At 42.3% G+C, this 26,260-nt stretch carries 16 protein-coding genes and 2 pseudogenes; 6 read left to right on the forward strand and 12 right to left on the reverse strand.

Annotated features, from left to right (window positions below):
* Window positions 1-992 precede the first annotated feature (992 nt).
* Together I3X05_RS12735 and I3X05_RS12740 are read left to right on the forward strand one after the other, a co-directional pair.
* The gene (locus I3X05_RS12735) at window positions 993-2,186 is read left to right on the forward strand and encodes an alpha-xenorhabdolysin family binary toxin subunit A (RefSeq protein ID WP_045570271.1); all 1,194 of its coding nucleotides are present in this window, start codon (window positions 993-995) and stop codon (window positions 2,184-2,186) included.
* A gap of 67 nt (window positions 2,187-2,253) precedes the next feature.
* Complete coding sequence (locus I3X05_RS12740; protein ID WP_193158145.1) at window positions 2,254-4,623, forward strand: hypothetical protein; 2,370 nt, start codon at window positions 2,254-2,256, stop codon at window positions 4,621-4,623.
* Between the two features lie 208 nt (window positions 4,624-4,831).
* Here I3X05_RS12740 and I3X05_RS12745 read toward each other — a convergent pair whose 3' ends face one another.
* The 6 genes from I3X05_RS12745 to I3X05_RS12770 form a co-directional block, all read right to left on the reverse strand.
* Window positions 4,832-6,358, reverse strand: coding sequence for an RHS repeat-associated core domain-containing protein (locus I3X05_RS12745; protein WP_052702544.1), 1,527 nt, complete (start codon window positions 6,356-6,358; stop codon window positions 4,832-4,834).
* Window positions 6,359-6,373: 15 nt separating this feature from the next.
* Window positions 6,374-10,180, reverse strand: a complete 3,807-nt coding sequence (locus tag I3X05_RS12750) for an RHS repeat protein (RefSeq protein ID WP_337970765.1) — start codon at window positions 10,178-10,180, stop codon at window positions 6,374-6,376.
* Window positions 10,181-10,316: 136 nt separating this feature from the next.
* A complete protein-coding gene (locus I3X05_RS12755; protein WP_193158147.1) occupies window positions 10,317-11,531 on the reverse strand; it encodes a hypothetical protein in 1,215 nt (404 codons plus the stop codon).
* Window positions 11,532-11,652: 121 nt separating this feature from the next.
* Complete coding sequence (locus I3X05_RS12760) at window positions 11,653-12,093, reverse strand: hypothetical protein (protein ID WP_045570275.1); 441 nt, start codon at window positions 12,091-12,093, stop codon at window positions 11,653-11,655.
* 342 nt (window positions 12,094-12,435) lie between these two features.
* Window positions 12,436-13,221 carry an NPP1 family protein gene (locus tag I3X05_RS12765; RefSeq protein WP_337970766.1) on the reverse strand — a complete coding sequence of 262 codons (786 nt, stop codon included), beginning with the start codon at window positions 13,219-13,221 and terminating at the stop codon, window positions 12,436-12,438.
* Between the two features lie 288 nt (window positions 13,222-13,509).
* On the reverse strand, window positions 13,510-14,079 hold the full coding sequence (locus tag I3X05_RS12770; protein WP_337970767.1) for a hypothetical protein: 570 nt from the start codon (window positions 14,077-14,079) through the stop codon (window positions 13,510-13,512).
* 309 nt (window positions 14,080-14,388) lie between these two features.
* On the opposite strand from I3X05_RS12770, the pseudogene I3X05_RS12775 reads away from it, so the two are divergent.
* A pseudogene (locus I3X05_RS12775) lies at window positions 14,389-14,860 on the forward strand (IS6 family transposase); the annotation flags it as partial.
* A gap of 278 nt (window positions 14,861-15,138) precedes the next feature.
* Here I3X05_RS12775 and I3X05_RS12780 read toward each other — a convergent pair.
* The 5 genes and pseudogenes from I3X05_RS12780 to I3X05_RS12800 form a co-directional block, all read right to left on the reverse strand.
* Window positions 15,139-16,702, reverse strand: a pseudogene (locus I3X05_RS12780) (transposase).
* A gap of 517 nt (window positions 16,703-17,219) precedes the next feature.
* On the reverse strand, window positions 17,220-19,535 hold the full coding sequence (locus tag I3X05_RS12785) for a hypothetical protein (RefSeq protein WP_337970768.1): 2,316 nt from the start codon (window positions 19,533-19,535) through the stop codon (window positions 17,220-17,222).
* Window positions 19,536-19,572: 37 nt separating this feature from the next.
* Window positions 19,573-20,709: an outer membrane beta-barrel protein gene (locus I3X05_RS12790; protein WP_337970769.1), complete on the reverse strand. Its 1,137-nt coding sequence runs from the start codon at window positions 20,707-20,709 to the stop codon at window positions 19,573-19,575.
* Between the two features lie 814 nt (window positions 20,710-21,523).
* Window positions 21,524-22,408: a dihydrodipicolinate synthase family protein gene (locus I3X05_RS12795; RefSeq protein WP_045570280.1), complete on the reverse strand. Its 885-nt coding sequence runs from the start codon at window positions 22,406-22,408 to the stop codon at window positions 21,524-21,526.
* Window positions 22,409-22,418: 10 nt separating this feature from the next.
* Window positions 22,419-23,198, reverse strand: coding sequence for an aldolase (locus I3X05_RS12800; protein WP_226972183.1), 780 nt, complete (start codon window positions 23,196-23,198; stop codon window positions 22,419-22,421).
* A gap of 136 nt (window positions 23,199-23,334) precedes the next feature.
* On the opposite strand from I3X05_RS12800, the gene I3X05_RS12805 reads away from it, so the two are divergent.
* From I3X05_RS12805 to I3X05_RS12815, 3 genes are all read left to right on the forward strand, one after another.
* On the forward strand, window positions 23,335-24,768 hold the full coding sequence (locus I3X05_RS12805) for a PLP-dependent aminotransferase family protein (RefSeq protein ID WP_337970770.1): 1,434 nt from the start codon (window positions 23,335-23,337) through the stop codon (window positions 24,766-24,768).
* Window positions 24,734-25,171 (forward strand): hypothetical protein, encoded by a 438-nt coding sequence (locus I3X05_RS12810; RefSeq protein ID WP_139046322.1) that lies wholly within the window; start codon window positions 24,734-24,736, stop codon window positions 25,169-25,171. The genes I3X05_RS12805 and I3X05_RS12810 overlap by 35 nt, the downstream gene beginning before the upstream one ends.
* Window positions 25,172-25,245: 74 nt before the next feature.
* Window positions 25,246-25,533 carry a hypothetical protein gene (locus tag I3X05_RS12815; protein WP_045570284.1) on the forward strand — a complete coding sequence of 96 codons (288 nt, stop codon included), beginning with the start codon at window positions 25,246-25,248 and terminating at the stop codon, window positions 25,531-25,533.
* A 125-nt stretch (window positions 25,534-25,658) separates the two neighbouring features.
* On the opposite strand, the gene I3X05_RS12820 is transcribed toward I3X05_RS12815, so the two are convergent.
* Window positions 25,659-26,117: a hypothetical protein gene (locus I3X05_RS12820; protein ID WP_045570285.1), complete on the reverse strand. Its 459-nt coding sequence runs from the start codon at window positions 26,115-26,117 to the stop codon at window positions 25,659-25,661.
* Window positions 26,118-26,260 lie beyond the last annotated feature (143 nt).

The following is a 26,260-nucleotide window of genomic DNA, read 5'->3' on the forward strand; positions in this document are numbered from 1 at the left end:
AGTTAAAAAAACTATTGCTGGCGTCCTTAGTGCGATCGTTTATTAAAAAGATAAAGGATACGGAAAACGTTAAATAAACAAAGGAGAAATAGATGAAAAGAATATTAACATAATGCGCACCATTGCTTATCACTTTGAATGCTTTTGATATTGATTTATCAAATGTGCAATATATTGCATTAATCAATAAAAGTAATGATGTGATTAAAGGCAGTTTTTGGGAGAAGCAGAACAGTGACGATGGCATGCCACTGGTAATCTTTCGCTTTAAGAAGGGCTTAAAGGAAAGCTAGGTACTAGGAAAATAAAGAGACGAGGGACGAGATTACTAGAAACGATGAAGAGCGAAGCGGCCCGCTTTTGCTCTTCCTAGGGCCATAGGACCACAGGTCCCTGCTCTTCCTAGTACCTAGAAAACTAGCGAGCTGCTTTTCCTAGCAACCTAATAGCAGCAAAGAACGTAGCAGCAAAGAACGTAGCAGCAAAGAACGCGTTGTTCCGAGTTTCCCGGCAAGAACTTTGCCAGCTATATATTCAAGAATGCACAAAATTCTGCCCAGAGGAACTCAAGGAAAAACATCAAGTAAGCGATTATGTATGTTGTTCTCACGGCTTAAGGTGAAATCTATGATAAAAGCCAAGTCCATTTAAGGAGCATGGAAAACACCGCATCGCTATGAGAAACATTGTGTTCCAAGTATTTATGGATTACAGCATCTACCAATTTTTTCAACAGGCCGATATTATTAAATGGACGGCAAAATGATTCCAAGGTGAACTAAGAATTTATTATTGTCTGAGTGGAAGAATTTTAAGACCGTTAAATAACTGTAATATTTTAAACCTGCCGATCACATTCAAGGTGGTATCGTTCTTTTACTTAAAAATAAACTCCGCTTCACACTATTTTAATTATTAACGTAGGTGTGAAATGTAGAGTTTACTAATCAGTAAAATAGATTCGGTAAAAATAGTAATTAGGAATTATTAATATGCAACTAAAAAGAAGTGCTCTAGCTGTTCTATTGGCGTGTGGTTTTAATGCAATTGTTCTCGCAGAGAAAATCGGTGATGCTCCAAAAGACTTTACCTATACAAACGAAGAAACCAACCAAGAAGCGTTTGTTTTAAGTACAGATGAGTGGGCAGCAATCCAAATTTTTGCTGAGGCCGCAAGGGCTTTACCTATTACCGAAAATGATATGCGTAACCAATTTAAATTAGGTTATTTAGATTTTGATAGTCAATATCAAGAGCTCTTGAGAAGCTATAATAGTGTGCATGATATTTCAGGACAATGGCTTAATGCCGGAGGGTATAGAGATCAAATGGTCGGCTTAGCCACAGACATTGTCATTTACTCAGACGATGTTCTGACAGGAAGCGAGAATATTTCCTATTTTGTTGACAAGCTGTTTTCAGCTCTCGATCAGAATAATCTATCGGCTGGTGATTCGTATTTAACAGTTATTCGCAAACTGCTCGATAACATGCTAACCGATACTCAAGAATATTATGATAAGGCTGATGAACTCAGTACAAAACTTACCGAATTTGTGAATACGTTAAGTGAAGAGGATAAAAAACTAAAAGAGGTTCAGTCGACAAACGCTGACATCCTAGAAAATGACGGCTCAGCAACAAAAGCCGAGATAGACAAACTACAAGACAGAATTGAAGAAGCAAATAGAGAATATAGCAAGTGGGTAAAAGTGGCATCAACGTCTCCCGTTTATTCTACAGTTGCTTTTCCTTTTGGGTTAATTGCATCGATCGGTGCTGCATCTGGGGCGACAGTAGAAGCTGTTGCATTGAAAAACGAAATCAAATTCATTAAAGAAGATATTGATAATTTGGCTAAACGGCTCAAGACAGAGGAGCTAACTTACGCTTCGTGGCAGCTTGCCAATAGCAGTATTACAAATACACGAGATCAATTATCTGCAGCACTTAATGCTCTACAAAAACTCAAAGGCGCTTGGGTAATTGTTGTGGCTCAACTGGAAGCGGCACTCGAAGGTATAAAAGATGCAAACAGTGAAGATGTTATCAACAATCCTGACTTGCTGATTGCCATCGCGCTTACGGCTACAGAGCTTCAAGACTTAGAAATCCGTTGGGAAGAAATTAAAGAGACCACGGAACAATGGGTACGAAACGCTTACGTGACTCAAAGCAACGAATAGCAAATTTTGGGCAGCCATTAATTTGGCTGCCATTACTTTTTTATACTAATTCAATAGAGTACTGATTATGTTTTTTAAGAAGAGCAAAATTCTTACTGGTTTGATGCTAGCCAGTTTTGGTGCCTCAGCAAGTCCGTGGTCTAACTATTATGGTGTTTCTGTTCCCAGTTATTTTCCGAGTCAAACGGAGCAAATGGTTGATATCAGTAGCCGTAAAGTTGTTAGGCAAGCAATGTTGCTTAACGCAGCGGATCTAAATAAAGCCTTCAAACAGTATCCGAATAGAGGGCGGTATATTTTTATCGCTGATACATTATTGCTTGATGAAGTCGTTGCAGAAAACATTCAAGGTAAGCACATTTTTATACTGGCTCGTGTTATAAAAGGAGATGGCCTTATTGGTTTTAGTCAGTTAGAGGATGCCAATACATCTGTCACTATTGTTGCAGATCAGATTGAGTCAGGAATACTCATTACTTCATCAACAGGAAATATTACCCGCGTTGAAGATAAAGACGATAGTTTCAAATTTACCTATATAAACCTACTTGGTAAGGAAACCGTTACCTATGATAGCGAAAGTATAGAGGGAATAGTTGCACAACTAAACGAAGACAGAGATTATATTTTCAACCAAGCCTATGATTATGGTGCATCTATTTACGATACTCAGCCAAAACTTAGCATTGATATGCTTAATTGGTACGCTAATATCTTGGCAAGCAGTGACTCCCTAGTCAATGAAGAAAGTCAGTGGAATTTCGATGATATTTTCCGCTCGCTTAAAAGCTTATCTTTATTTTATTCCTCTTCTCAGAAAGCGCAGAATTTTGTTCCAGTACTTGATTTAAATTTATATTCCAATAGCTACAGTCAAATTCTAGATGCCATGGAAGCATTTCAAAGTGAGTATGATCAGTTCGAAAACCATCAAAATGATATTCAAGCAAGGAAAGAGAGTGCTCGTCTGATGTTGGATAAGTTAGATCATGCTCTTAGTGCTCAACAAGGCATTATTGAAAATCTAGAGAGGCAAATTACTTATTTCCAAAATGGCATTGAGAGCCGAATAAAAAGCTTTAAGGAGCAAGAGGATATAGTCGAAACTGCTAAACAAAATTTCAGGCAAGGTATTATTGATTATCAACGTAAGTTTATCGCTGGGATAGCTATTGAAGTATTTAGCTCTTTGGCTGACTTGGGCTCATCCGTGATTTCTGCATTTGCTATCGGACCCGCAGCAATAGAAACCACGGCGAAAGCAGTTGGCGATGCCGCACAGGGCGCTCAACAAGCCGTGTCGATTTCGAAACGCTTAGAGCAACTCAGTAAAGATATCAATAAGACCAAAGATCTCAGCAATAGTTTAGATAAGGTATTGAAACTAATAAAAAACAACCAACTAACAGCTGAGCTACATGGGCTAATGAATGACCTAGGAGTCGATATCCCTGATCTCGGATCTTCTAGTACAAGTTGGGAACTTGCTCGAATCGATATTGATACTACGCTTGGTGCTGCTCAAGAGTTGGGCGTTCTAGGCACAAGAGAGTACAAAAATGAGCTAAATAAGCTTATGACTTGGGGTTCGAGTGCGTCTGGGTTGCAAGTAAATCTTGTTGTAGCCATGTATAGATTAACTGAGCTTCAGTTAGCAAAGGAGGCTATTGAAAAAGATTATGCTAGTGTAGCTCAATATATAGATGATTTAGATAATGACGAACAAGCACTAAAAGAAGTGGAACAATATCTTTTCCGAGCATATAACCTATTTAAACACCCGCTATACAGTGCTTTGCTAAACTATAATGCAGCTTACAAATATCATACGTTCAAAGAAAGCACAGTAACACCGAGAGTTAATTCTAGTTACTTGGAGTACAATCAAAATCTAGTTTCTATGGATCAGCAGTTAACCAATGCGATCGAAGGTTTTTATGAAAATCCGCCTCAGAGCTTTGTAATAGATATGGAGCTTGATGATCAAGCGGCTCTCAATAGGCTTCGAGAGACTGGTGAATTTAGCTTTATTATTGATGAGCAAAACCATAAAACTTTTGGTGGTGGAATATTTAACAATAAAGAAAGGGTGCGTTTAGATAGTGTTGGCGTAGAACTCTACGGCTCAGAACTGGAAGATGGAAAATATGAATTTCAAATAACTCATAACGGTGAGTTTAGAGATTTTTATCAAAATAATCCATATATATTCAACACCAAGGAGTCTCATAGAATATATTCTTACTTTAAAAATGGAGAAGAATATAAAGTTATTACAGCTGGTGAAATATCTGAAGACTTTGGAAGATTTATCTTTAAACCAACACCTTTCTCTACTTGGACTGTTAAATTGTTTGAATATGATAAAATCGATCTTAGTAACGTTGAAAATATTAAGATTTATTTTTCTGGAGATTGGGTAACGCCTGAATTTTAGACTTCAATTACGACAAAGAGAGGTTGCGAGGGGCGAGGAAAAACTCAGGGACGAGATTGCTAGGGGCAAGGGCACGAGGAAGAGCAAAGCGGCCACTTTCTCAGTGGGTGCCATAAGTGAAGCACAAAGCCGCATTGCTTCTATGCTTACGCCACTGCATCAAGCAATCAAAGCCAGCATACAATCTTCGCCACTGGTATAGCATCTATTATTCATCTCTAGCGTAAAATGCTTCTTCGTGTAAGGGCAAGTGCGAGTTGAGTGCCCAACTGCCTTTATAGCCGATGCGAACGGTGCGAAAGCCTTCTTTAAGAAAATTCAGATGCCCCTCTTTATGAGCCAGTTGCCTACGATTGAGACCAGCCATAACGCCATGGTTAAAAACAGTTATTGTACTTGACGTTCTATTTGCACTATCACTTTGGCCATAGTAACCAACGACAGCTAAATTAGTCGCTGTACTTTCTAAAGCATTAACACCAATGTTAGTGAATCGATTTATTTTGTTATCGAGATCGTTGATGCCGAGATTATTACTCCGAAGGGTAAGTCTATAACTGTGCCTTGATTTCATTGAGTTGAGGTTGTAAGAACTACTGACCCTTGAGATTTTTAAACTGGTTAAGCCCGCACTCATCAAGGACAAAGCATCGGCCACGACACCGTACCAAAGAGTTGCCTGGACAATTTTTGTGGCTGTAATCGGGTTGGAGGACGCGATTCCGCTGCCAGTTGCCGATGCTATTTGTGAAATAACGCCTAGTGAAGCGGTACTACGACTGATGCTTCCGGCTACTCTAGCTGCCACTGAGCTTGTTGAGATAGGAATAAACGCCGCCGTCAAAAAAAATGCCGCCGCAAAAACGTTGTAGGCAATATTTTCAGCAAACATTGCGGTTTCTTGGTCTGCGCCCGCAGCCAGAGCGATAGCCCCAACACTCGATCTAACGGCTTCTGCAGTACCCGACGCCAAAGAGGTGTAAATAGCGGCCTTGGTGCCAACAGCAGCCCATGAACCGAGCGTTGCCGCTGTAGAGCCGGAGGCGCCTCCAACTAAACTGGTTACCGTGGTTGCCGTACCGACCGCAGCCGCTACTGAAGAAACCGCACTGGTGACCGCAGACACGCACGCCGAAACCATAGAAACCAATGATGAAACAAAGGCAATAATGGCAGCAACAATCCCTTGCCCAGATGGGTCACCCATACCAACAGGATTATTCATTGCAAAAGCATACCCATTCGCACCACCAATGCCAAAAGGAGAAGCAATACGATCATACTGGCAAAAACGGCGTAGAACAGGGCTATACCACCGATAACCCTGCCCCAATGGATATAAGCCAGTGAATAAATCGAGACGTTCACCTTGGAACCCCAGCGGATTGGTTTGTAGAATGTTCGAGATCAATGAGTGTGTTTCTGGCTTCACTAAAGCGTACACACTGCGTAAAGGGACGAGAGATCCGCATAGCAAAAGAAAACTATTTCTTACAAATTCCCTTCGGGATAAAGCCACAAGCGGGTTATTGACGGGGGAATTGTTGGTGAGAATCCATTTATCGTTATACGAGTTGGTAATAATCGTATCGTGCTTTGCTTTCGATATGTCTAATGGTTTGCCATTGTGGTCAACGAACTCTATTTTTGCACAGTATAGTGTTGTCTCATTTTTTTCGATAGCATAAGTACAATCTAAAAGAGAGATGTCGGAATGTCGAAGTTCTTCTTTCATTTTTCTTTCCTTATTTCATAATGAGATGATGGGGTTATATTTAAAACCAAACGGAGTATAGATATGGTGTATATCTTCAAACTCATCAAAACTGAATTCTGATATTATACTTCCACTTTTATCCGTTGCTAAAAATTGGGGACTTGTAGTACCATCATGGTGGTACAAACGTAATATTGGTTTGTTCACATAGCGAAGATAACTAGTCGCTATGTCACCATTGATTTCATTGACTAGTTGATCTCCTCGATATAAATAATAAATTGAACCATCATCGACAGTGTGCTGGCAAATTAATTGACCTTCAGCATTATAAGAATAAGATGATATTATTTCATTTGATTTATTTTTAACTAATACCAAGTGTTCATTATCATCATAAATGTACAATCGCTGCTGTTCATCAATAATTATGTTACCTTGTTCGTCATAAGCAATACTCACGGAATCGATTTCTGGATGGCTGTGTTCAATTCTACTTAATTGAGTAGGATCATCTGGATTTTCATAGAAATAGCTCTCAACGTCTTGATCTCCATCGATAAATATGGTGGTAACCGTCTCAATATTATCGAGAAAATCATAGGTGAAAATTTGAGTATGAAACGGGAACCCGCTAGCATTTTTGGGATGCTCAACCCCTGATGCATTATAGCGAATAAGTCGATTTTTTTTATCGTAATCAAACTCCTCACTTAATAACACTACCCCCTCTCTGGATTTTTCTTTCAAAATTATTCTGTCTGAAATATCGTATTCGATTGCAATAGAATAGATTATTATACCTGAACTAATTACAATCCGATTAATCTCTCTAGAAAAATCATCAAAATAGATATAATGCTCCAATCGGTTGATTGTCGGTTTATCGCAGCAATAACAGGATTGATATGACAACCTATTATAATTATCATATTCAAAAGTCGTAATATACTTAGTGTCTTTCACAATTTTTTCTATCTCGATAAGACTCCCATTTTCATCATAGTTGTAACGTTCAATATTCCCTAAGTAATCAGAATAAATTAATAGTTTCCCTAGCAAAGAATAAACGTACGATGACTCATACTGCTTCCCATCAATAATCCTTATTTCTTGAACAACTCTTCCTTGCTTGTCATACTCATAAATATTCTTGCTAATTCCATTATCACTGGTGATTAGTTTGCTAGTGGTCGGGTGGTAATCAAAAGTTTGCTCAATCGAATTAGTAAATGCTCGTATATTTTTTTTCAGCAGTGGATCATAAACGAAAGACCATACACATTCTTTTGCGGTTATCATTCGGCTAGGATTGATTTGGCACCCATCATATGAATAATGAGTCTTTCTTCCTGCTTGTGTCTCTGAGACTATCCTTTGTAATCCATCATAAACGCGTCCCCCTACCACTTTTCCGGATACGCTTATCTCAGTAATTAATTGGTTGAGTGAATAAGGTGAATAACATACCGATTTTACTATACCGTTAGGGTCTGTCACTGAGAGGCTTCTGCCCAAAGCGTCATAAGTATAATATGAAGAGAATCCGAATGGATCGGTTGCTTTTATCGTTTGACCATGGCTGTCATAGTATCTTTTACTGATAGAGTACTGAACACCCTGAGAAGTAAATCGAGTTTCTTCTAATGGCTTACCATTGATATCGTTCAAAATAATATCATATGATAGCCCTTCGATTCCTGTTTTTGATGTTAATTTCACAGGGTTAAACTCACTGATTAATATATTTCCACTCGGTCTAATAGTCATACTTAGTTCACCAAATAAATCGTAATAATAATGAGTTGAATACTCCATGGGGTGGTCACCAAACCAATCACGCTCAATGGAATGATCAACCTCACCATTTTCATTATAATGAATTTCTTCAATAATCTTAACTTTCCCAGAGTTATCTTCTGAGAGGTGACATAATTGCCGCCCCATTCCATCGTAAATAAATTTTTGTTTATGCCCTTGAGAACCAGTAATTAGTAAGCTGTTTCCGTCCGAACTATAATCGTAGTCAAATTCTTTTATACTGTATTTTTCTGTGTCTGGCGCAACCACGATAGATGTGTATTGCCCGTTTTCGTTATAGGTATAACGTGTGATTAATCCATCGTGATCGACCCTATATATAAGATTACCGGAGTAGATGTTTTGTGCTTCTGATTTTGTAGCGCACTGACCATCGAACCCGGTCATGGTAATATGAGTTATCCGCTCATTGTTATTTAAATCATAAGAAAAAGACAGAATGCCGCACAGCTCATCATTCAAAGATATCTCTATGTTTGATACCAAACCACAGGTTCTTGGTTGATTGGGGTCGTCAAAGTAATGATTCTTTGTTGTTTCACCGTGGGAAGTATTCATTTCGCTTTCTGCGATATATGAACAATCATTTAGATTGCTAACCAAAGAGTACTTATACTTATTCCAAAGTATATTTTCTCCATGAGTGTTGCTTACGGGATGTGTTTCGACGCTTTTTAAATAGCAAATGAATTGGTAAGGATGTGCAGGGCATTGATTTTGTTCTCCTTCGCAAGGGTAATATTCAAAAAATGATGTTGTCCCGTCCTTATCACATTCAAATATACAGTTTCCATAGTCATCAAAACCATATTCAGAAACTTCTGTTCTCTGTATACCATCAAGATGGAAAGTAATCGATTCTTTCTTTTTATAAGAATAATTATTTGGTTGTTCATCTATACCTTGTGTAAGGTCGGCATAGTATTCTAAGTCAATTTCTTTATAGAGAACTCCATTCCTAAAATATTTTTCCGACTCCAACAAATGATATTTATTATATACTCTTTCAATAATGTGAGAACCATTCATTACCTCTTGGCTAGAATATCTATAGTCAGATGCTGTATAGAAAAGCACATCAACACCATCTTCCCATAGTAAATTACTCCCATAGCCAAGATAGTTTTTCAATGAATATTCATATTCAAAAACAGTCTTAGGCTGTTCAGAGCCTGGGTAAAGTGTATGCCTTTTCACATTTGGAATAAAATTAAAGTTGTTTTTTTTATTAGGTAAAAGGTGTCCTTCGTAGCTATATTCTATAGTCTCAACAAGCCCTGAATAATGTTTAACTTGTATAATTGCGTAATTACCCAGTTTGTCAATATACTTGTAATCAATCGTCGTCTTTAAATTACTGCTATTAACCATAGAGATAGAAGTCAGTATTCTTCCATATCCGTGTGATATTTTGCTGAGCAAGTAATTTCTTTTATAAATGTCATTTTCAGCCACACTATTAATTATCGTGTAGTATTTATTGCTCCAATGATCGATTGTAATACTGTGGCCAAATTGATCAGAAATCTTACTCAAAGATAGCAAACCATTGAAATATCTATAATAGAAAAATATCTCATGCCCTAAGTTTGAAACGGTTTTAATGAGCTTTCCGGATTCATAGTCTATATATTCTACTTTTCCATCTATATAAACTACTTTTATCTCTCTTTCGTTTTCTACTAAAAATGCTCTAACATCTTTAGTTTTTCTGTGGAGGATAATAAGTTCGTTGGAGTCCTTACTGAGTACGGTTTCAAAAGTTCTTCCAGAACTTAATGACAATTTTCTGCTAATTTTGTCATAAGATGACATACTTATTGACCAGCCTAAACCAAACCCTTCATCAACTTTGTTGAGATAATTGTGGCTAATGGTTAATTTAAAATTTGGCCCTGATAGTTTATTCGATAATAGTTCTCCTAGGGTAAAACTAATCGAGTAACTCCCTGTGCGAGGATCAACTCCTGAATCAACAAACTCCGAAAAGTTGAATGCATTGCTTACGATGTTTTCCATTTTAGTTATCCTATTATTTTCTCACAACGTAACCTAAACATGTTATCTTTAGTACTAAGTTATGAAGTCACAACAGTTTTTGGTGCATTGAAAAAATAGAGTTATACTTAGAGATTTTATACAAGGAGATTTTTATTTAAATAACATCCGAAATCTTAAACCTGTGCTGAGTTCCCCACTTATCCAGTATGACTATTTCTTGGTCTCTATTTTTTATTTTATCTAATATAGATTCGGAAAGTTTTTTTAAGCAGTTAGTAGAGTTGGCTTGTAAAAAATTGCGCTCAGGGGGAAAGTAGCAACCGCCATATGTATTATTGTAAACACCACCATCTACAACCCATATGGTATCATAAGTAGAACCTTGCATATTATATGGTATAGTTACAACATTAAGAATATGGGTAAACCCTCGAGTAAGAGTATTTATTTTAGAAGATACTGATTTTAGATTTAGTTCAAGTTTTCTCCCTAAAGTGAGATACTTAAAATTATTCAAATTTGGTAAAGCAAAGTGATATGTTTCATTATCAATCCAATATGCGGCTGTCTTCTCGCCAGCAAAATTAACCTTATATTCATCGTATATTAATAGCGGCTCTTCATCGGGGCTATCTATGTAAATAGCATGAATAAAACCTTCTAGTGCATTGGGTGCTAATATTGCTTTTAAAGATGAGAAATGTTGAAGATTATTTACTTCTTCAATATCATCTGCATCAATCAAATCAGAAGAGGAGAATTGGTTGCTTGGAATTACGCTCGGGGTGATGGAGCTTACCGTGATCGTTGGCTCGCTATACTCACAACTTGTGTCAATGACGCCACTCTTTAATGTCACTTCTGCGCAAATGTCAACTGTTTGAACAACATCTGAGGAAAGGTAAAGCGTCTGTGAATGTGTGACGGTAAGGGGAAGAGTCTCATAGTTATATTCAATACTTTGAAGTGCCTTACTGTTATATTGAATACTTTGATCTGCCTTGCTGCGCAGCTCTCTTGATTGCGCAAATGGGTTACCTTGTGTTGTTTTAATAAAGGCATTTGGAAGTGCGTATTTTCCGTGAATACTATAGTATTCGTCAGATTGTCCAAGAGGAGAACGATATAACCATCCTAGCTCTTGGATATCTTTTTTGTCTTGCTTACGGATTAATTTTATCCATTCAATTTCTTCTCCTTCATCGAGATCAACGTTAACAAAAATTTCTATCTGATTGTTACCATTTGAAAATATCTGTCCACGATCGGATCCAGATAAACTAATTGAAAAATCCTTAATAACATCAGAATAAGAATAAGATAGTGAAGAAAATAGCAGGGCTATTAGTAGTACAATTGATTTTCTCATGATATGAGACCTCTAAAAATTTTTTAAAAAATTAAAAGGTTTGATAATCAATTTATAAATATCAAACCCTTAATTTTACCAAACATCAAAGATTGATTTTTACGGTTTCTAGCTGATGATGTTAATCAATGTTTGGTACAGTAATTCGAACGGCAGAAACTTTACCATTTAATCCGTTATCTTCATGATAAATTACCTCAACAGATTCATCGGAAAAGCTTTCCTCAAAAGTACCAATTACTTTACCTTCTATAATGTCTTGTATCACATTAATTGTTAGGTAATCATCATTACTGGACATCTTCGGATCATCATAAATCTTGATTATGGTGCCAGCTGGTGCATCTCTAATGATTAAAGATCTAGCTTCATCATTAGTACAGTCATTTTTTTTAAAATAAAAATCTTCCTTATTACCAGGCAATACGCTCAAATTACACACTGTGTCCTGCTGACCTTGCGATCCTTCATAAAACTCAAATTCCGGAACAATAAAAGCACTTGCATGAGCAGAAATCACGGACATCAAGATTACTGTGGTTATTTTATTATTTAATTTCATTGCTATTTCCTCTAATTTTAAAACTAATGATTCACTTTTAAGGTCATCTAGTATAGCCAATTGGATAATATCTTAGATATTTATAAAAACTAGCAGACACAGAATTTCTAATGATCTCAATATTTACCAAATCAGCAAAATTAAATTTTTCACCTGCTAATTATAAATTTATATTCCCCTCCATTTCATAGGATATATATGCTATAAATTCTCTCATTATTTTTTAAGAATTTATGTGTTTCAAAAAAATTATGATTATTGATAAAATTCAGCCGGGGCTAGATAAATATCATAGCTGGCCTGCGATCTCCCTGAAAAACTCCACTTTGTCTACGTGCATTTCTAGTCAGCTCTTTCAATACTATATTTTGTAAACGAAGGGTAACCATATGGTTTTCCTTTATTTAGGTTAGTCATGAAGTTTACATCTTTCATAGGAATCGTTGCCTTGCCATAATCAAAATCATTCAATAATTGCCGCATCGAACTATTACTTATTCCATTTCCCTTCATCTGAGACCAAGTTGTAATTATTGGGGTTACCCAATAACCATAACCGTTTTCTGCAGTTTCACTTTGACGAGCAAATCTGAAAGCGTGTGTTCCCACACCATCTTTATGATATACAAATTTGACGTGGTCACCTTCTCGCGCTGTCTGGGTAATTGGCTTTGTGTTTAACTTTCCGTGGGCACTGTAACTGGCGTGAGTAATAACTCCATTTTTCGTCCAGATAGCAACATGCTCCCAATCGTGTCGATGTCCAAAAAGATCTCTATATGCTGTAACCTGGTCTTTTTCAAAATATAAGCTGTAGAAATGGCCACAATAGCTGTTACCTTGTGAATCTAGGCACGCATAACGATGTAAAGTGTTTGAAGAACTCAGAAAATCCCTTGCTCGACAACCTGTGGTTATCCCTCCAGTGACATTTAGCCCACGATTTTGTTGTCCATATTTACTAATTCCTGCTGAGGGATAACAACTGTCATTGTCAAAATCAAACATCGGTTCCTGACCTTTGATATTGACCTTTGTTGGTAATGCTTGTTCTAAATGAGTAAATACCTCTGAATGAACGGGTAATATTGTCGTATTTAGCAGTAAAAAATATAGCGTTTTTTTCATTATATGTTTCCTTACATAACAAAACCTATTATTTTAGCCATCTATCCTTCAATACCGCAGTATTTCTGATGACGGAGGGGGATAAAATGATATTATTTATCCCGGCCTAAGTTAATTGTAACTGTTCACCCGCGAGGTATCGACAGTGAATCAGGACTTTGCATTGGCGACAACTTTAGCATTAAGTGCTACCCAGGCGGATCTGTAGCAACCAATTTCAACGTAATTCACTAAACTGTACAGACCATGCGATAACACAAGGTGCTCTCGGTGAACAGTTACGGTTAATTAACACAATGAATTTTTACTCTCACTAATCATTAATTTTATCGTGCCATTTTCTACTACAGGATAAATATATTTATCATCAGTACCATCAACCCCATCTTTGTCATGTACGCATGATATTTTTGCATTTCTATAATTCCCTTTTTCTATATATATTAAATCCTTGTTATCTGTTCCTCCTGGGGCGTATTCAAGTCGGAACTTGGAAGGTATTGTTTTCCAACCAACTAAAGGATAATATTTTTGGTATGATTTTTCGTATGTGACTGTGATGTCATCATTTCTATCACCATCATTAAGATCAATACAGTCAAAATTTTTTGAACTATATGTCAGAGTTCTATCATCGCCCCAGGGAATAAACTCAAAAACAGCACCATTATTCTTTGTGATATATTCAGATCCTATAGATTTGTCACCACATCCACTATCATATACTTTTATTTTTATATCACCTCCAGAATCTGGGCTATCCCAGTAAACTTTCATTGTAGATACATTTTCAAGATTAACTGTTTTACTTCCTGCAACAGCAGACCCTGAAGTCAGTATTAGTAAGGTTGCCGCCATTGCTATTACTTTGGATTATTTCATATTTATAATTCCCTATTCTACGGTAACAATAGTAAAGTTTTAGATATTATTTATAAATCATAAAAATGTATTCATATCAATATCGTTAATTTTATAAATCACGTTCAAAACGAACCTGCGCTTAATATATAATTTCATAATTTCAGTTTTACCAACACTATTATTGAAACGTAGCGATTCATGTTTTTGCGGTAGGAATTTCGGCTGTTTTGAGGTTCTGTCGCAAACTTTGAAGCTTTAGGTTACTATTTGCTCAATGTCCACTTCTTAACACTTTGAATATTAATGTTTAAAGGTTGCTATTACCCTTCTGAAGTTATTCTTGACACTGACCGTTATTATCTCGCTTACAATATGAGTTATCGCGAGATCAAAGAAATTCAACGCGAAAGAGGCGTTCTCGTTGACCACGCCACTATTAATTAATCGTTGGGTGCTTAATCGTTGGGTGCTGAAATTTACGCCCATCCTCGAACACCATCTTAGACGCAAGAAAAAGGCGGTGTCTGGATCGTGGCGGATGGACGAAACCTACATCAAAATCAAAGGTGAGTGGTGGTACTGCTATCGAGCAGTCGATAAGTTTGGGGATGTCATTGACTATTACCTCTGCGCCAATCGCGAGGAGGCCGCCGCTAGAGCCTTTCTGAATAAGGCGATTGCCCAGAATGGTTTACCTGAGAAAGTGGTGATTGATGGCAGCCATGCTAACCATTTCGCACTGGAAGCGATGAATGTTCAGCTTTGGCTGACCGGTTATTTTATGCGGTGTTTGATAGAGAGCGAGGAAAAGAAAGGGGCTAGGAAAAGCTAGGTCCTAGTTCCTAGGGAAGAGCAGGGACTAGGACCTAGGAAAAGAAAGGGACGAGATGACGAGGAAGAGCGAAGCGATCTGCTCTTACCCAGGGCCAAGGAACGCTCTTGCTCTTCCTAGGTCCGCTCTTCCCAGAACCATAGGACCACAGGGCCGCTCTTCCTAGCACCTAGCACCTAGCACCTAGCACCTAGCACCTAGAGCACCATATAGTTTAAATTTTAAGCAGCTAAACCCATCGCTATATGCAAGTTGGTAATGACTGCCGTTCTGTTTAAATCATATTCATTTAGCCGCAAGCCTCGGTACCTTGCTCTAGGACCTTTGCGGTTGCAGATTGATGCTAGAGAGTGCTCTACTTTGACCCGCTCTCTAGCATCAGCCCGACCTTGAGAAGTACTTACGTACTTCTGAAGTTTTTGCAGCATCACTTCCTGCTCGTGTATTTTAATTTTTCGACCTTTCTCTGATGTCGTACAATCTGATTTCTTCGGACAAGCTTTGCATTCCGTTGATTTAAAACGGGCTTGCGTTACTTTTCCAGACTTTATCATGGCCACTTTCCCTGCAGGACATGTGACACAACCTTCAACCAAGTCTATTTGGAAGGCGTTTTTAGTCAGTACTTTTTTGGACGGCGGTGTCCATGGTTTTGCAACGACCTCTTTCCCAGCTTCGTACAGCTCCGTTGTCCAGTGAGCAGCTAAATAACCCCTATCTATTTGAATTTGTTTAACTTCACCGTAAACATTGACTTTGGTTTTAAGTACTCCGACGCCTTGTGCTCGGTTCGTTGGCAGGACGGACACAGGTCGCTAATATTAGCTTGTTGTCTAAGTCGACAGCAATATGTTGCTTAAACCCGCTAATCGTCCTTGAGCTTGATTTTCGCCCATGGCGCATTGTTGAGTCTGAGATAGAGATTTGCCTATCCGCACCGAACCCTTTTACTTTAGGTCCATTTCCGTCCGGGTCGGGGTCAATATTCTGCTCCAAAACCTTTTCAAGTAAAGTGAGGCTCTCTTCCAGCCCTTTATGTTTAATAAAGGCGGAGGGTTGTTTTTCTAACCAATGCTTCAGAGCGTCAACATCATTTTGCAAGGTTTCAACGGCTTGATGCTTCTCGTTTTTATCTGACCAATCAATGTCTAACGCCGCTTTGACACTGCTTTTTCCTACCAGTTGTAGACCACATTCTTCGATAAGTTCTTCTTCTGAGATCATCTTGATTTGTGCAGCACAATTGACGACTAATTCAAGAGCATGACCGACTAAGTTGAATGTATCTTCAACTCGACCTGCGCCCTGTAATGGCGCTGAGTCTAGGGCCACTCTAAGCTGAACATGGCTGAAGCCTCCCACTTCACGAGCGACATTTACGGTATGTTCAAGTAAAACCACGTCCATATCGTTCGCAATTAAACGATGACGAAAATCACATAAGGTTCCTTGTGAAAATGGCGATTCCTCGCTACCTAGACAGTCCAGTACCATTTGCCAACGTTGGTCAAACATGGCTTCTAACGTCGCTCCGGCATCCGACTTTTGCTCGTATGCTTGGAGAATCGTTGCCATAGCTAAAAGAGCGGCCGGAACAGCAGGCTTTCCTCTTGGGTGGTCAGCATACATTGACATAAGCTTCTGATTAATCTCATCATTAATAATGAGATGACGATTGGTTCGCAAGAACACAAATAGCTTGCCAGTCTGCTTTAACTTTTGGCAAATAAACTGCTCTTTTTTTGAAAGAGCAGTAGGTGGTGCCCAGTTTCTAGAATTAGACATAATCAATCAGTTCATGAGTTAACAATACTGTGTATTTGATCATGTTTTGGGGCTAAAGTCACTGTATGTTTTTTAAACTGATCGGTGCTCTAGCACCTAGAAAACTAGAAAACTAGAAAACTAGAAAACTAGCAACCTGCTTTTGAAAACCAAAAGCCCTGAGCAAGCTGTTCTCGCTCAGGGCTTTTTTACTCTTACTAGAATCTAGCAAACTCGAAATCTAGCAGCCTGTTCTTACCTAGGGCCAAGGTCCGCTCTTGCTCTTCCCAGAGCCATAGGTCCACAGGTCCGCTCTTAACCGCCTTTCCTAGTACCTAGAAAACTAGAAACCTAGCGACCTTCCTTAAAAAGGGCTGCGCCAGAGTAACGCTGCGGCCGATATCGCTGGCCAAGCGTTGCCCCGAGGGTTTAACCAATATCTTTGTTTTTTGCCCAGAAAAAGGCGGCCCTGCGGGCCGCACCGTTAAAAGCTTTAAAAGACTAAAGATTAATCCAAAAACGCCCAGCGCCCAGGCTTTTAACCCGCCACGCAAGCCGCATAACCATTGTGTGTAGATAAATACTGATTATCCGCGTTGACATTGTAGAAACCCAGCACCCACACTTTCACAAAGGAACCACTCACATCAGATATCGTCGTCGACCAGTACAACCTACCGACCGGCCAACCATACCCATCATACATATCACCCCTTTCGCTAACCAGGCTCTTCACCTCGTCCCTAGTCGGTCGGCGCCAGTCCGACTTTCCGCCGAAGTTTAACGCCGCTAAATCGTGACACCAGCGGTCTAACTGGCCGTCGACCCACTCGCCATTGCCTATCGCCAACTGGTCAAATTGAGCATACACACCGTCTTCTGGGCCATGAACACCATTTTCTGTAAAGGAACCAGCGTAAGTTCGCCCGCCATTGGTATCGACGTTACCGGCCGCTTTTGTGTAACCCAATGCGTCCATCATGGCGATACTCGGCGTGGAGGTAAACCACTGGCCGGCGTTGTTGGTGGCGATTTTCAAACACGCGCCCCTGGCGTTCACTTTGTCGGCGTCGTTCAACTGACCACCACACGCTGCGCCGCTGACCGTCGCGATGTCTGGCAAGTTCACCGTCATTGTGGTGGTTTTGGTTACCCCATCAAACGGGCCATGACCTGTCGCAGTGATAGTCACGACGACACTCTCGGTCACACCGCTGGTGTCGACCATGCCGTTTTCATCCACCGTTACGCCCGAATCTTCTGGGCTCACCGTCCAAGTCACAAACTCACTGCTCGATGTGGTGTAGTGGCTGCCATCCTCGAAGTGGAATTCCGCTTCAACTTTGACGTCACTGCCTTTCGACACCTCAAGGGTGGACTCGTGGCTTGGCTCGCCATCCACCGTGGTGACGATTTCACTCGCCTCGCCATCCACCAGCGCCAACTTCACCTCAAAGGTTTCGTCTTGCGCCGCTTGACCACTAAACCAACCGCCATCAACAAAGGTGGCACGCATGGTCAGCGGCTGGTTCACCAAGCTGATGATCTCTTCCATCGCCGGAATGGTCACTAACCCTTCCGAGGTCAGCTCCAGTTCCGTGACCTGGTTTTGCGAGCCGTCGAGCACACTCCACGTCACGTGGTCCGCGTCCGCCACATTCAAGGTGCTGTAAGTCTGCGTACTGTCCTCTAGGCCAAACTCAATCACCGCCTGTAAGGTCGTACCCGGGACCACCGCGCTGTTGTCCAGCACCAAGTCCGGGTTTTGCACCTTCTCCGGCGCAATCGGGTTGCTGGCATCGTTGTCGTCCCACCCTTCGATGGTCTCTAGGCCGTTTTTAAACCCGTCGCCGTCTTTGTCTTCATCGCCGTTTTCCACCGGACTGTTCGGGTTGTCCTTGTCCCAGCCTTCGGCGTGCTCACGGCCATCTTTGAGGCCGTCGCCATCGCTGTCAAGGTTACCGTTTTCCACCGGGTTGTTGACGTTGTTGTCGTCCCACCCTTCCACAGTCTCACGGCCGTTCTTGATGCCGTCGCCGTCTTTGTCTTCATTACCGCCTTGCACCGGGTTGTTGGCGTCGTTATCGTCCCAACCTTCTACCGTCTCTAGGCCGTTCTTGATGCCGTCGCCGTCTTTGTCCTTATCGCCGTCTTGCACCGGGTCGTTCGGGTCATTCTTATCTGAGCCGCTCACCGTCTCCAAGCCGTCTTTAAGGCCATCATGGTCGCTGTCCAGATTGCCGCCCTGCACCGGGTCGTTCGGGTCGTTGTCGTCCCACCCTTCCACGGTCTCTTTGCCGTTCTTGATGCCGTCGCCGTCATCGTCCTTATCACCGCCCGGCACCGGGTTGTTGGCGTCGTTGTCGTCCCAACCCTCTACCGTCTCTTTGCCGTTGGGGATGCCATCTTTGTCGTCGTCTTTATCGCCGCCTTGCACTGGGTCGTTCGGGTCGTCCTTATCGGTGCCGTTTTTTACCTCTTCGCCGTTCGTCAGGCCATCGCCGTCGTCGTCGAGGTTACCGCCTTGCACTGGGTCGTTCGGGTCATCCTTATCGGTGCCGTTTTTTACCTCTTCGCCGTTGGTGTAACCATCGCCGTCATCGTCCTTATCGCCGTTTTCCACCGGGTCATTCGGGTCATCCGGGTTGGTGCCGTTGTCCGTCTCTTCACCGTTGGTGTAACCGTCACCGTCGCTGTCACAGGTGTACGAGGTTGGCGCACACGGGTCCGTGACGCCTGACTGAGACGGCAAACCACTGTCTTCCCCACCACAGGCCATCAGCAGCAAGCTCATCATCAAGGGCGCGACTTTCATCGCGTGTTTCTTCTTCATTTTAAATTGCGTTCTTTTCATAAAATAGGTCCTACATCGATTGCGCAGTAAAGTGCGCTTATTCTTGGTCACTGCGCGTGCTGTGACTACTCATCGCTTCCGGAGAAACAATCTCCACTCGGCGGTTTTGCGCTCGACCACTCTCGGTGTCGTTACTCGCCACCGGCAGGCTCTCGCCATAACCGACCACGCGGGTAATGCGCTCTGGGGCCACCCCTTTGCTGATTAAGTAGTTGGCCACCGATTGCGCGCGCTGCTCAGAAAGGCGCTGGTTAAGCGTGTCACTGCCTTTCGAATCGGTGTGGCCGCTGATTTCCACCACCGTCTCGGGGTACTGTTTTAAGCGCGCCAACAGCGGTTGCAGTTGCAGCATCAGCGATGGGCTTAAGTTGGTGCTGCCCGTTTCAAACAGCGCTTCACCAAAGGCACTGCTCACCACTTGGGTGTAAGTCTCAATCACTTGTGGCTCTGGCTCGGCCACAGTTTCCATCACTGGCTCGGGTTCGCTCATCACCACCTCGTCCACCGGACGCACGTCCATCGGCTCACTCATCGCCGTTTGCGCTGCGCCGCCAAAGCGGTAATCCAGCCCCACGCCGATAAAGTGAATGTCGGAGCCGCCCGTCTTCTCACCGCCCACTTCGTTGAAGTACTGGTACTCCAAACGCGTGTTCCAGTGCTCGGTCAAGCGGTACTCCACCCCCGCGCCCAGCATCAGGGAGCTGCCGTCTTCTTCTTGGTTCACGCTGCCAAGGCCCGGCTCACTGCCGCTTTTCTCCACTTGCCACAGCAAGGTGCCCGCTTTGGCAAACAGACCCGCGCGCTCAGTCAGCGCGTAATCCGCTTTCAGACCCAGCTCAATGCCTTGTACCGTGGCGTCGTAATGCGCCACCTCGCCCGGCTTCATCAGCGCCGAGTAATCGGCTTTCGATTTGCCAAGGGAGTCGTAACCCACTTCCACTGCCAGCCAGTCCAGCGCTTGGTAACCGCCATACACGCCAAAGCCTTCGCTCTGCTCTTCGCAGTCCAGGCTGTTCGACCCACACTCGTCGGAAAATTGGGTCAGCCCCGCTTTACCGCCGACGTAAAATTCGCCCACTTGGTTGCTCGCCAGCGCCATTGATGCCTGACCCGCCAGCACAAGCCCTACCCACAGGGCTAAAGTCTGTTTTTTCATTCTCATCTGTTTTTTCATTCGTCACTGCCTCTTGCTTGACTGGGTTGCACTCAGGCCAAACCGCCCTTGGCAACCGGTGTTGTTTTCCAGGTGCGATGTCCGTTGTGGAACCTCGCAGAAGTAAAGAAAAGTGATGAACGCTCCTCTTGGTTACTGGGTTATGTGTTGTGATGGTGACTGTGTCATTTGCCATGACTGCTGCCGCTAGCATTAGGGACACCGTTTCCCGATTCAACGAAACAGCGCGTTTCCTCCGCTTTGACCCAAAGCCCACCTATCATGACCAAACGCTGACCGGATTCTGCTAGCACCAAGCATTGATGGGATAATGGCCTCACTCGCTGTTCGATGGGTGCATTGTATGGATATTGGAAGAGCAGGAAATGAGGAGGGTTTTAAAGCGGGCAGCCGAGCGACGTTTATTATTTTATTAATGGGAAAGGGGGCTAGGAAAATAAGGGACTAGGAAGAGCGGAAGAGAGGGTCCTGTGGTTGAGATCGGCGTTATGAATCAGCAATGCCTTAATCGACGTATCGGGAGTTGGGAGGAATTGCATCGGGAGCTTAAAGCTTAGGAGAGTATGCGCAATGCAGCGAAAGCATCCATCGAATGGTTGTTTGATGTAGACAAAGCCCGGAAAAAACTTCACCGGGCTTATGATGAACTAACCATTCAAAACTAAATGGAAAGGGGACTAGGTGATAAATTCAGTATGCCACTCACAATAAGCGCTTAACGAATTCAGGTAGCATACCGCTTAGTATGCTACCCAATGGAGTCGATAACTATGTCGAAAATTGTGGGGCCTGACCTCTTAAACTCGGTCACGAATTACTCGGGTAAAATCTGCTTTAATAAACGGCTTAACGTGGCAATTTCCTGTTCGTTAGCTGCTGTTAAAGGCTTACGGGGCTGGCCCACTTCAACACCTTTTAAGGCCAAACCAGCTTTGACTGTTTTAGGCAGTCCACCGGACACAATAAAGCTCAACAGCGGCAACTGACGGTAAAAGTTTTCTTTAGCAGCCTGAAGGTCGCCTGCCTGAATATGGCTAAACAACTCTTTTGGCAACATACCCAGTAAATTAGGTGCTGCAGTGCACCAACCGCTGGCTCCGGCACATAAAGCCTCCAGAGCTAATGGATTACTGCCATTGTAAAAAGGCAGTTCGCCAGAGGAAAGCTGATGGATTTTGTGCATCCGCTGAATATCACCTGTACTTTCCTTCACCATAGTGATTTGAGGTATGCCTCTGAACATTTTTACAATTAGCTCAGGTGACATATCCACGCCACTGGTCGCCGGATTGTTATAAATCATAACGGGTAAAGAAACTTCAGCGGCAATAGCCTTGTAGTAGCCAAAAATCTCATCATCTGTCAGTTTCCAATAAGAAACAGGGATCACCATAATGGCATCAGCGCCAATTTCCTCAGCAAAACGGGCTTTGTGAATCGCCTGCTCTGTCGTCAGCTCAGAAATACCTATGATTACAGGAACACACCCAGCGACAACCTGCACCGAGTGCTGCGCTACCTGTTGCCACTCGGCAAAACTCAGATAAGCACTTTCGCCTGTGCTGCCTAAGGGAGCTATTGCATCGCAACCGTTTTGCAGCAACAGCTCGATGTTGTGTGCTAATTTATTCAGATCTGGCTGAGTACCATCTTTAGTAAAAGGGGTGATTGGGTAAGCAATAATACCGGTTAATTTCATGTTAATTTTCTCAGATTGATTCAGGGTGGGACTTCAGTGCCTTTCTGGCGTAATAGGCAAAATTGACTTTGCTGCGACGGTCTGTCGATAACCAGTCATGAGCTTCCTGTGCCAAAGCCGCAGGCAGCGGCTGCACCTGACCTGCGGCCATGGCCAACAATTGTAAACGGGCGGCGCGTTCAATCATAAGTGCAAGATTGCATGCCTCTTCAATGGTTTTGCCAACAACTAACTGACCATGATGGGCCAGTAAAAGAGCTCTTTTATTGCCCAGTGCATCGGAAATAATGATGCCTTCTTCATTCCCTACAGGAACGCCAGGCCACTCACCTAAAAAGGCGCAGTCATCAAATAAACTACAGGTATCCATTTGTCCCACCATCAGCGGAACTCTAAGCATAGAAAGTGCCGCGACATGAGTGGGGTGAGTATGAATAATGCAATTCACTTCAGGGTGTTGCTGATAAATCCAGGTATGAAATCTGTTGGCAGGGTTTGGCATTGCCTGTTGATCGATAGGTTCCAGATCCTGGTTGACTTCGATCAAGTTGTCCGCAGTGATTTCATCAAAACCCAAGCCAAATCGCTGGGTGATAAAAGTATTACCAGCTGAAGTACGGGCTGTAATTTGCCCCGCTAAGCCCGCATCATGACCGTGGTCATATAAAATTCTGCAAGTTAAAGCGAGTTTTTGTTTGTCGTTAAACTGGCCTTGATTCAGTAACTCATCCATTTGCTGTTGTGCATTGAACATTAATTGCTGTTTATCTAAATGTGCTGTTTTCATCATGGTCTACCTTTGGGTCTGGACTTCGATTGACTGCCGCTAATGTTAGATAGATTCTGGACCATTAATAACATCCAGTTTTATAATCAGTAATGGTCCAGATTAATATCCCTATGGCAGCTGAGTGTGGAGAATTAAGATGCTACGTCCCTGGCAAACGCAGTTATGGCTGGATAACAGCACAGGTAACACTATTCACGCCCGGCTGGTGAATAAGCTGATTGAGGACATCTTAACGGGCCGACTGGAAGCCGGAGCTTTGTTACCAGGTTCCCGCTCTTTAGCCACAGTGCTGGGGCTGAACCGAAAAACAGTGCAAATAGCCTATGACGAATTGATTGCGCAGGGCTGGCTTGTTACCCAAGCAAAACGCGGAACTTTTGTGTCCGATCGTCTACCCGAGCAACGTATGTCTGAACAATACCAGTACTTGCTTGCTGGCTCAGCCAAACCGGTCATCGACCATGCTGAGGCTGAGCCCCTTTCGGTAAAAGAGAACCCATCCTGCAATGATGGTATTCCGGATGCCCGTCTTATTCCTTATGAGCTGTTGGCGCGGGCGTACCGAAGGGCATTGATTGCTGCCAGCCGAAAGCAATATTTGGGCTATGGCGATCCACAGGGCACTATCGAATTGCGTCATGCCTTACAACGGATGCTGATACAGGAACGCTATCTGAACCTTAGCTCCGCGCAAATTTGCACTGTGCGTGGTAGTCAGATGGCTATTTACCTGGCCTCCCGTGTACTTAAGCCGTCCGATGGAGTGATGGTATTTGAAGAGCTGACTTATGCACCGGCATTGGCCGCTTTTGAAGAAGCTGGATTTACCATACTACGCTGCAAAACAGATCAGCAGGGGCTGGATATTACGCATTTACAGCAACTAATCTCAGGCCGGAAAGTGGCTGCAATTTACACTACACCCCATCATCATTATCCAACCACTGTCACTATGGTGATGGAGCGGCGTTTGCTGTTGCTGCAACTGTCGACCCAACATGATTTTTATATAGTGGAAGACGATTATGACCACGAGTTTCATTTTGACAGCAGGCCTATACCGCCGCTTGCCAGCTTGCCAGGGGCAGATCGGGTGCTGCATATAGGTTCTTTATCCAAGGTCTTTGCACCAGGTTTACGGATCGGTTATTTGGTTGCCAGTGCAGCGTTTGTCGAAAAAGTTGTACAACAAATTTTAATGATTGACCGTCAGGGCAATACTTTAACGGAGCTGGCTTTAGCAGAACTACTCCAGTCGGGAGAAGTGAAACGTCACATTCGTAAATGTAAAAAAATCTATAAAACACGTCGGGATCACTGTGTTAATGAGCTTAAAAGGCTTTTTGGTGATAGAGTGCGTTTTCATATTCCGGCTGGAGGGCTGGCATTCTGGCTGGAGTTGGGTACTCAACCGCAGTTTGATTTGGCAGAGTTAGCCACAGAGCCGCACTTTTTTGTTGATAAACAACGATGCTTTGTCCGGTTTGGTTTTGGCTCCTTCACAGAGCAGGAAATAACAGCAGAGCTGACCCGCCTTGATTGGTTACTGTTTCCTCGCTCCCATTCCTGAACATAAGTTTAATTGGAAACAAATTGGCGTTGGTGTTGGTGTTGGCTTTATGACTGGTGGGGTGGGGATTACCGCTGCGGCCCCAAAAGCTGCGAGCCAACTGGGCCTTGCTGTAGTAAAGGCTGCAACGACCGAATTTGCCTCCGTGCCGATTTCCACCATCGCCGCCCTCTCCCAGCAACCTAATGCCAGCAAAGGGTTACAAATCGCTGGCAAAGTCCTCAACGGTGCATTCTCCATTTTGGGCTTGGCTTACGGTGTGCAAAATGTCGCAAGGATCGCAAAGGTCATCCGCAAAAGCGCGTTGTTTCGAGCTTTCGCCGCAAAAACTTTGCCAGCTATAACGTCACAAAAGGAGACTTCGATACACATAAATCTCTCTCTCATGATCAAGTCGTTTTAAGGGGCATAAGTTCACTCTCTTCTATCGCCAGCACAACGTCATCCTTGGTGGCAGCCACACAAACGGAATTAGGAATGAACGCTGAAAAGAGCAATCTCGCATCAAAAATTCTGCATTTTACTGGTGCGGCAACTGGCTATTTAGGATCACAATCGCTGAAAGTGAGCCAACAGTTTCGATCTGATCCGATCGCTTTTAGCGCCAGTCGATTTTCTGATTTTCCCCACCTAGCCGGTTTGATTGGCTTACTCGCGACAGAGCCAGGCAGCGATGAGGCAAGCTTTTTCAATACACTCACTTTACTCTTTATGGTCAATTCAACGGGGACATTAAAAGTGCAAAATCACCTAAAAGAGCGTTAGCCTGAAGCCTGATTCATCTTCGGTTTAATAAAACAGATCAATTGGTTTAATGAAACAGGTCAATAGAAACTGTTTCTATTGACCTGTTTTTGATCTGTTTTGTGGAAAATAGTGATTAAAGCTGCCTATTCCTCCGAGTTATCCTCTGGCATCTGAATTTTCACACTGGAAACCTTGCCCTTAAGTCCATTTTTTCTAAAATATTCTATCGATACACTGCCATTGAAATCATTCATTTCAAAATCGCCGACAATGTAGTTTTCAATAATATCTTCTTCAACGGTTATCACTGTATAATCATCGTTGGTTGAACTATTGGGATCATCGTATATAGTGATCACCGTGCCAAAAGGGATTTGACTCAATACTAATGAACTGGCTTCATCATTTTCACAACTGTAAGTATCCTTCTTAAAATTAATCGTTTCATTTTTTGCCACTATCGAACAAACAAGATCTTGCGTAGCATATTTACCCTCATAGAACTTCAGTGTGGGCTGAATCGGTTCTGCCTGAGTAGAGAATGAGCCAAGAAGTAGAATTGAACCAGCCAATTTCATTGCTATTTTACCGGAATATTTCATTGTTCAGTCCTTTTATATATTAACATATTATATATTAAACTTGTGTTATAGACGCTCAGAAACATGCTAAATACGCTATTTAATGGATCCAATCAGAACTTAATTCCACTCATCACCTTTTAAGGTTACATCGCATATTTTCT

The sequence above is a fragment of the Vibrio navarrensis genome, assembly GCF_015767675.1.
Lineage (GTDB): Bacteria > Pseudomonadota > Gammaproteobacteria > Enterobacterales > Vibrionaceae > Vibrio.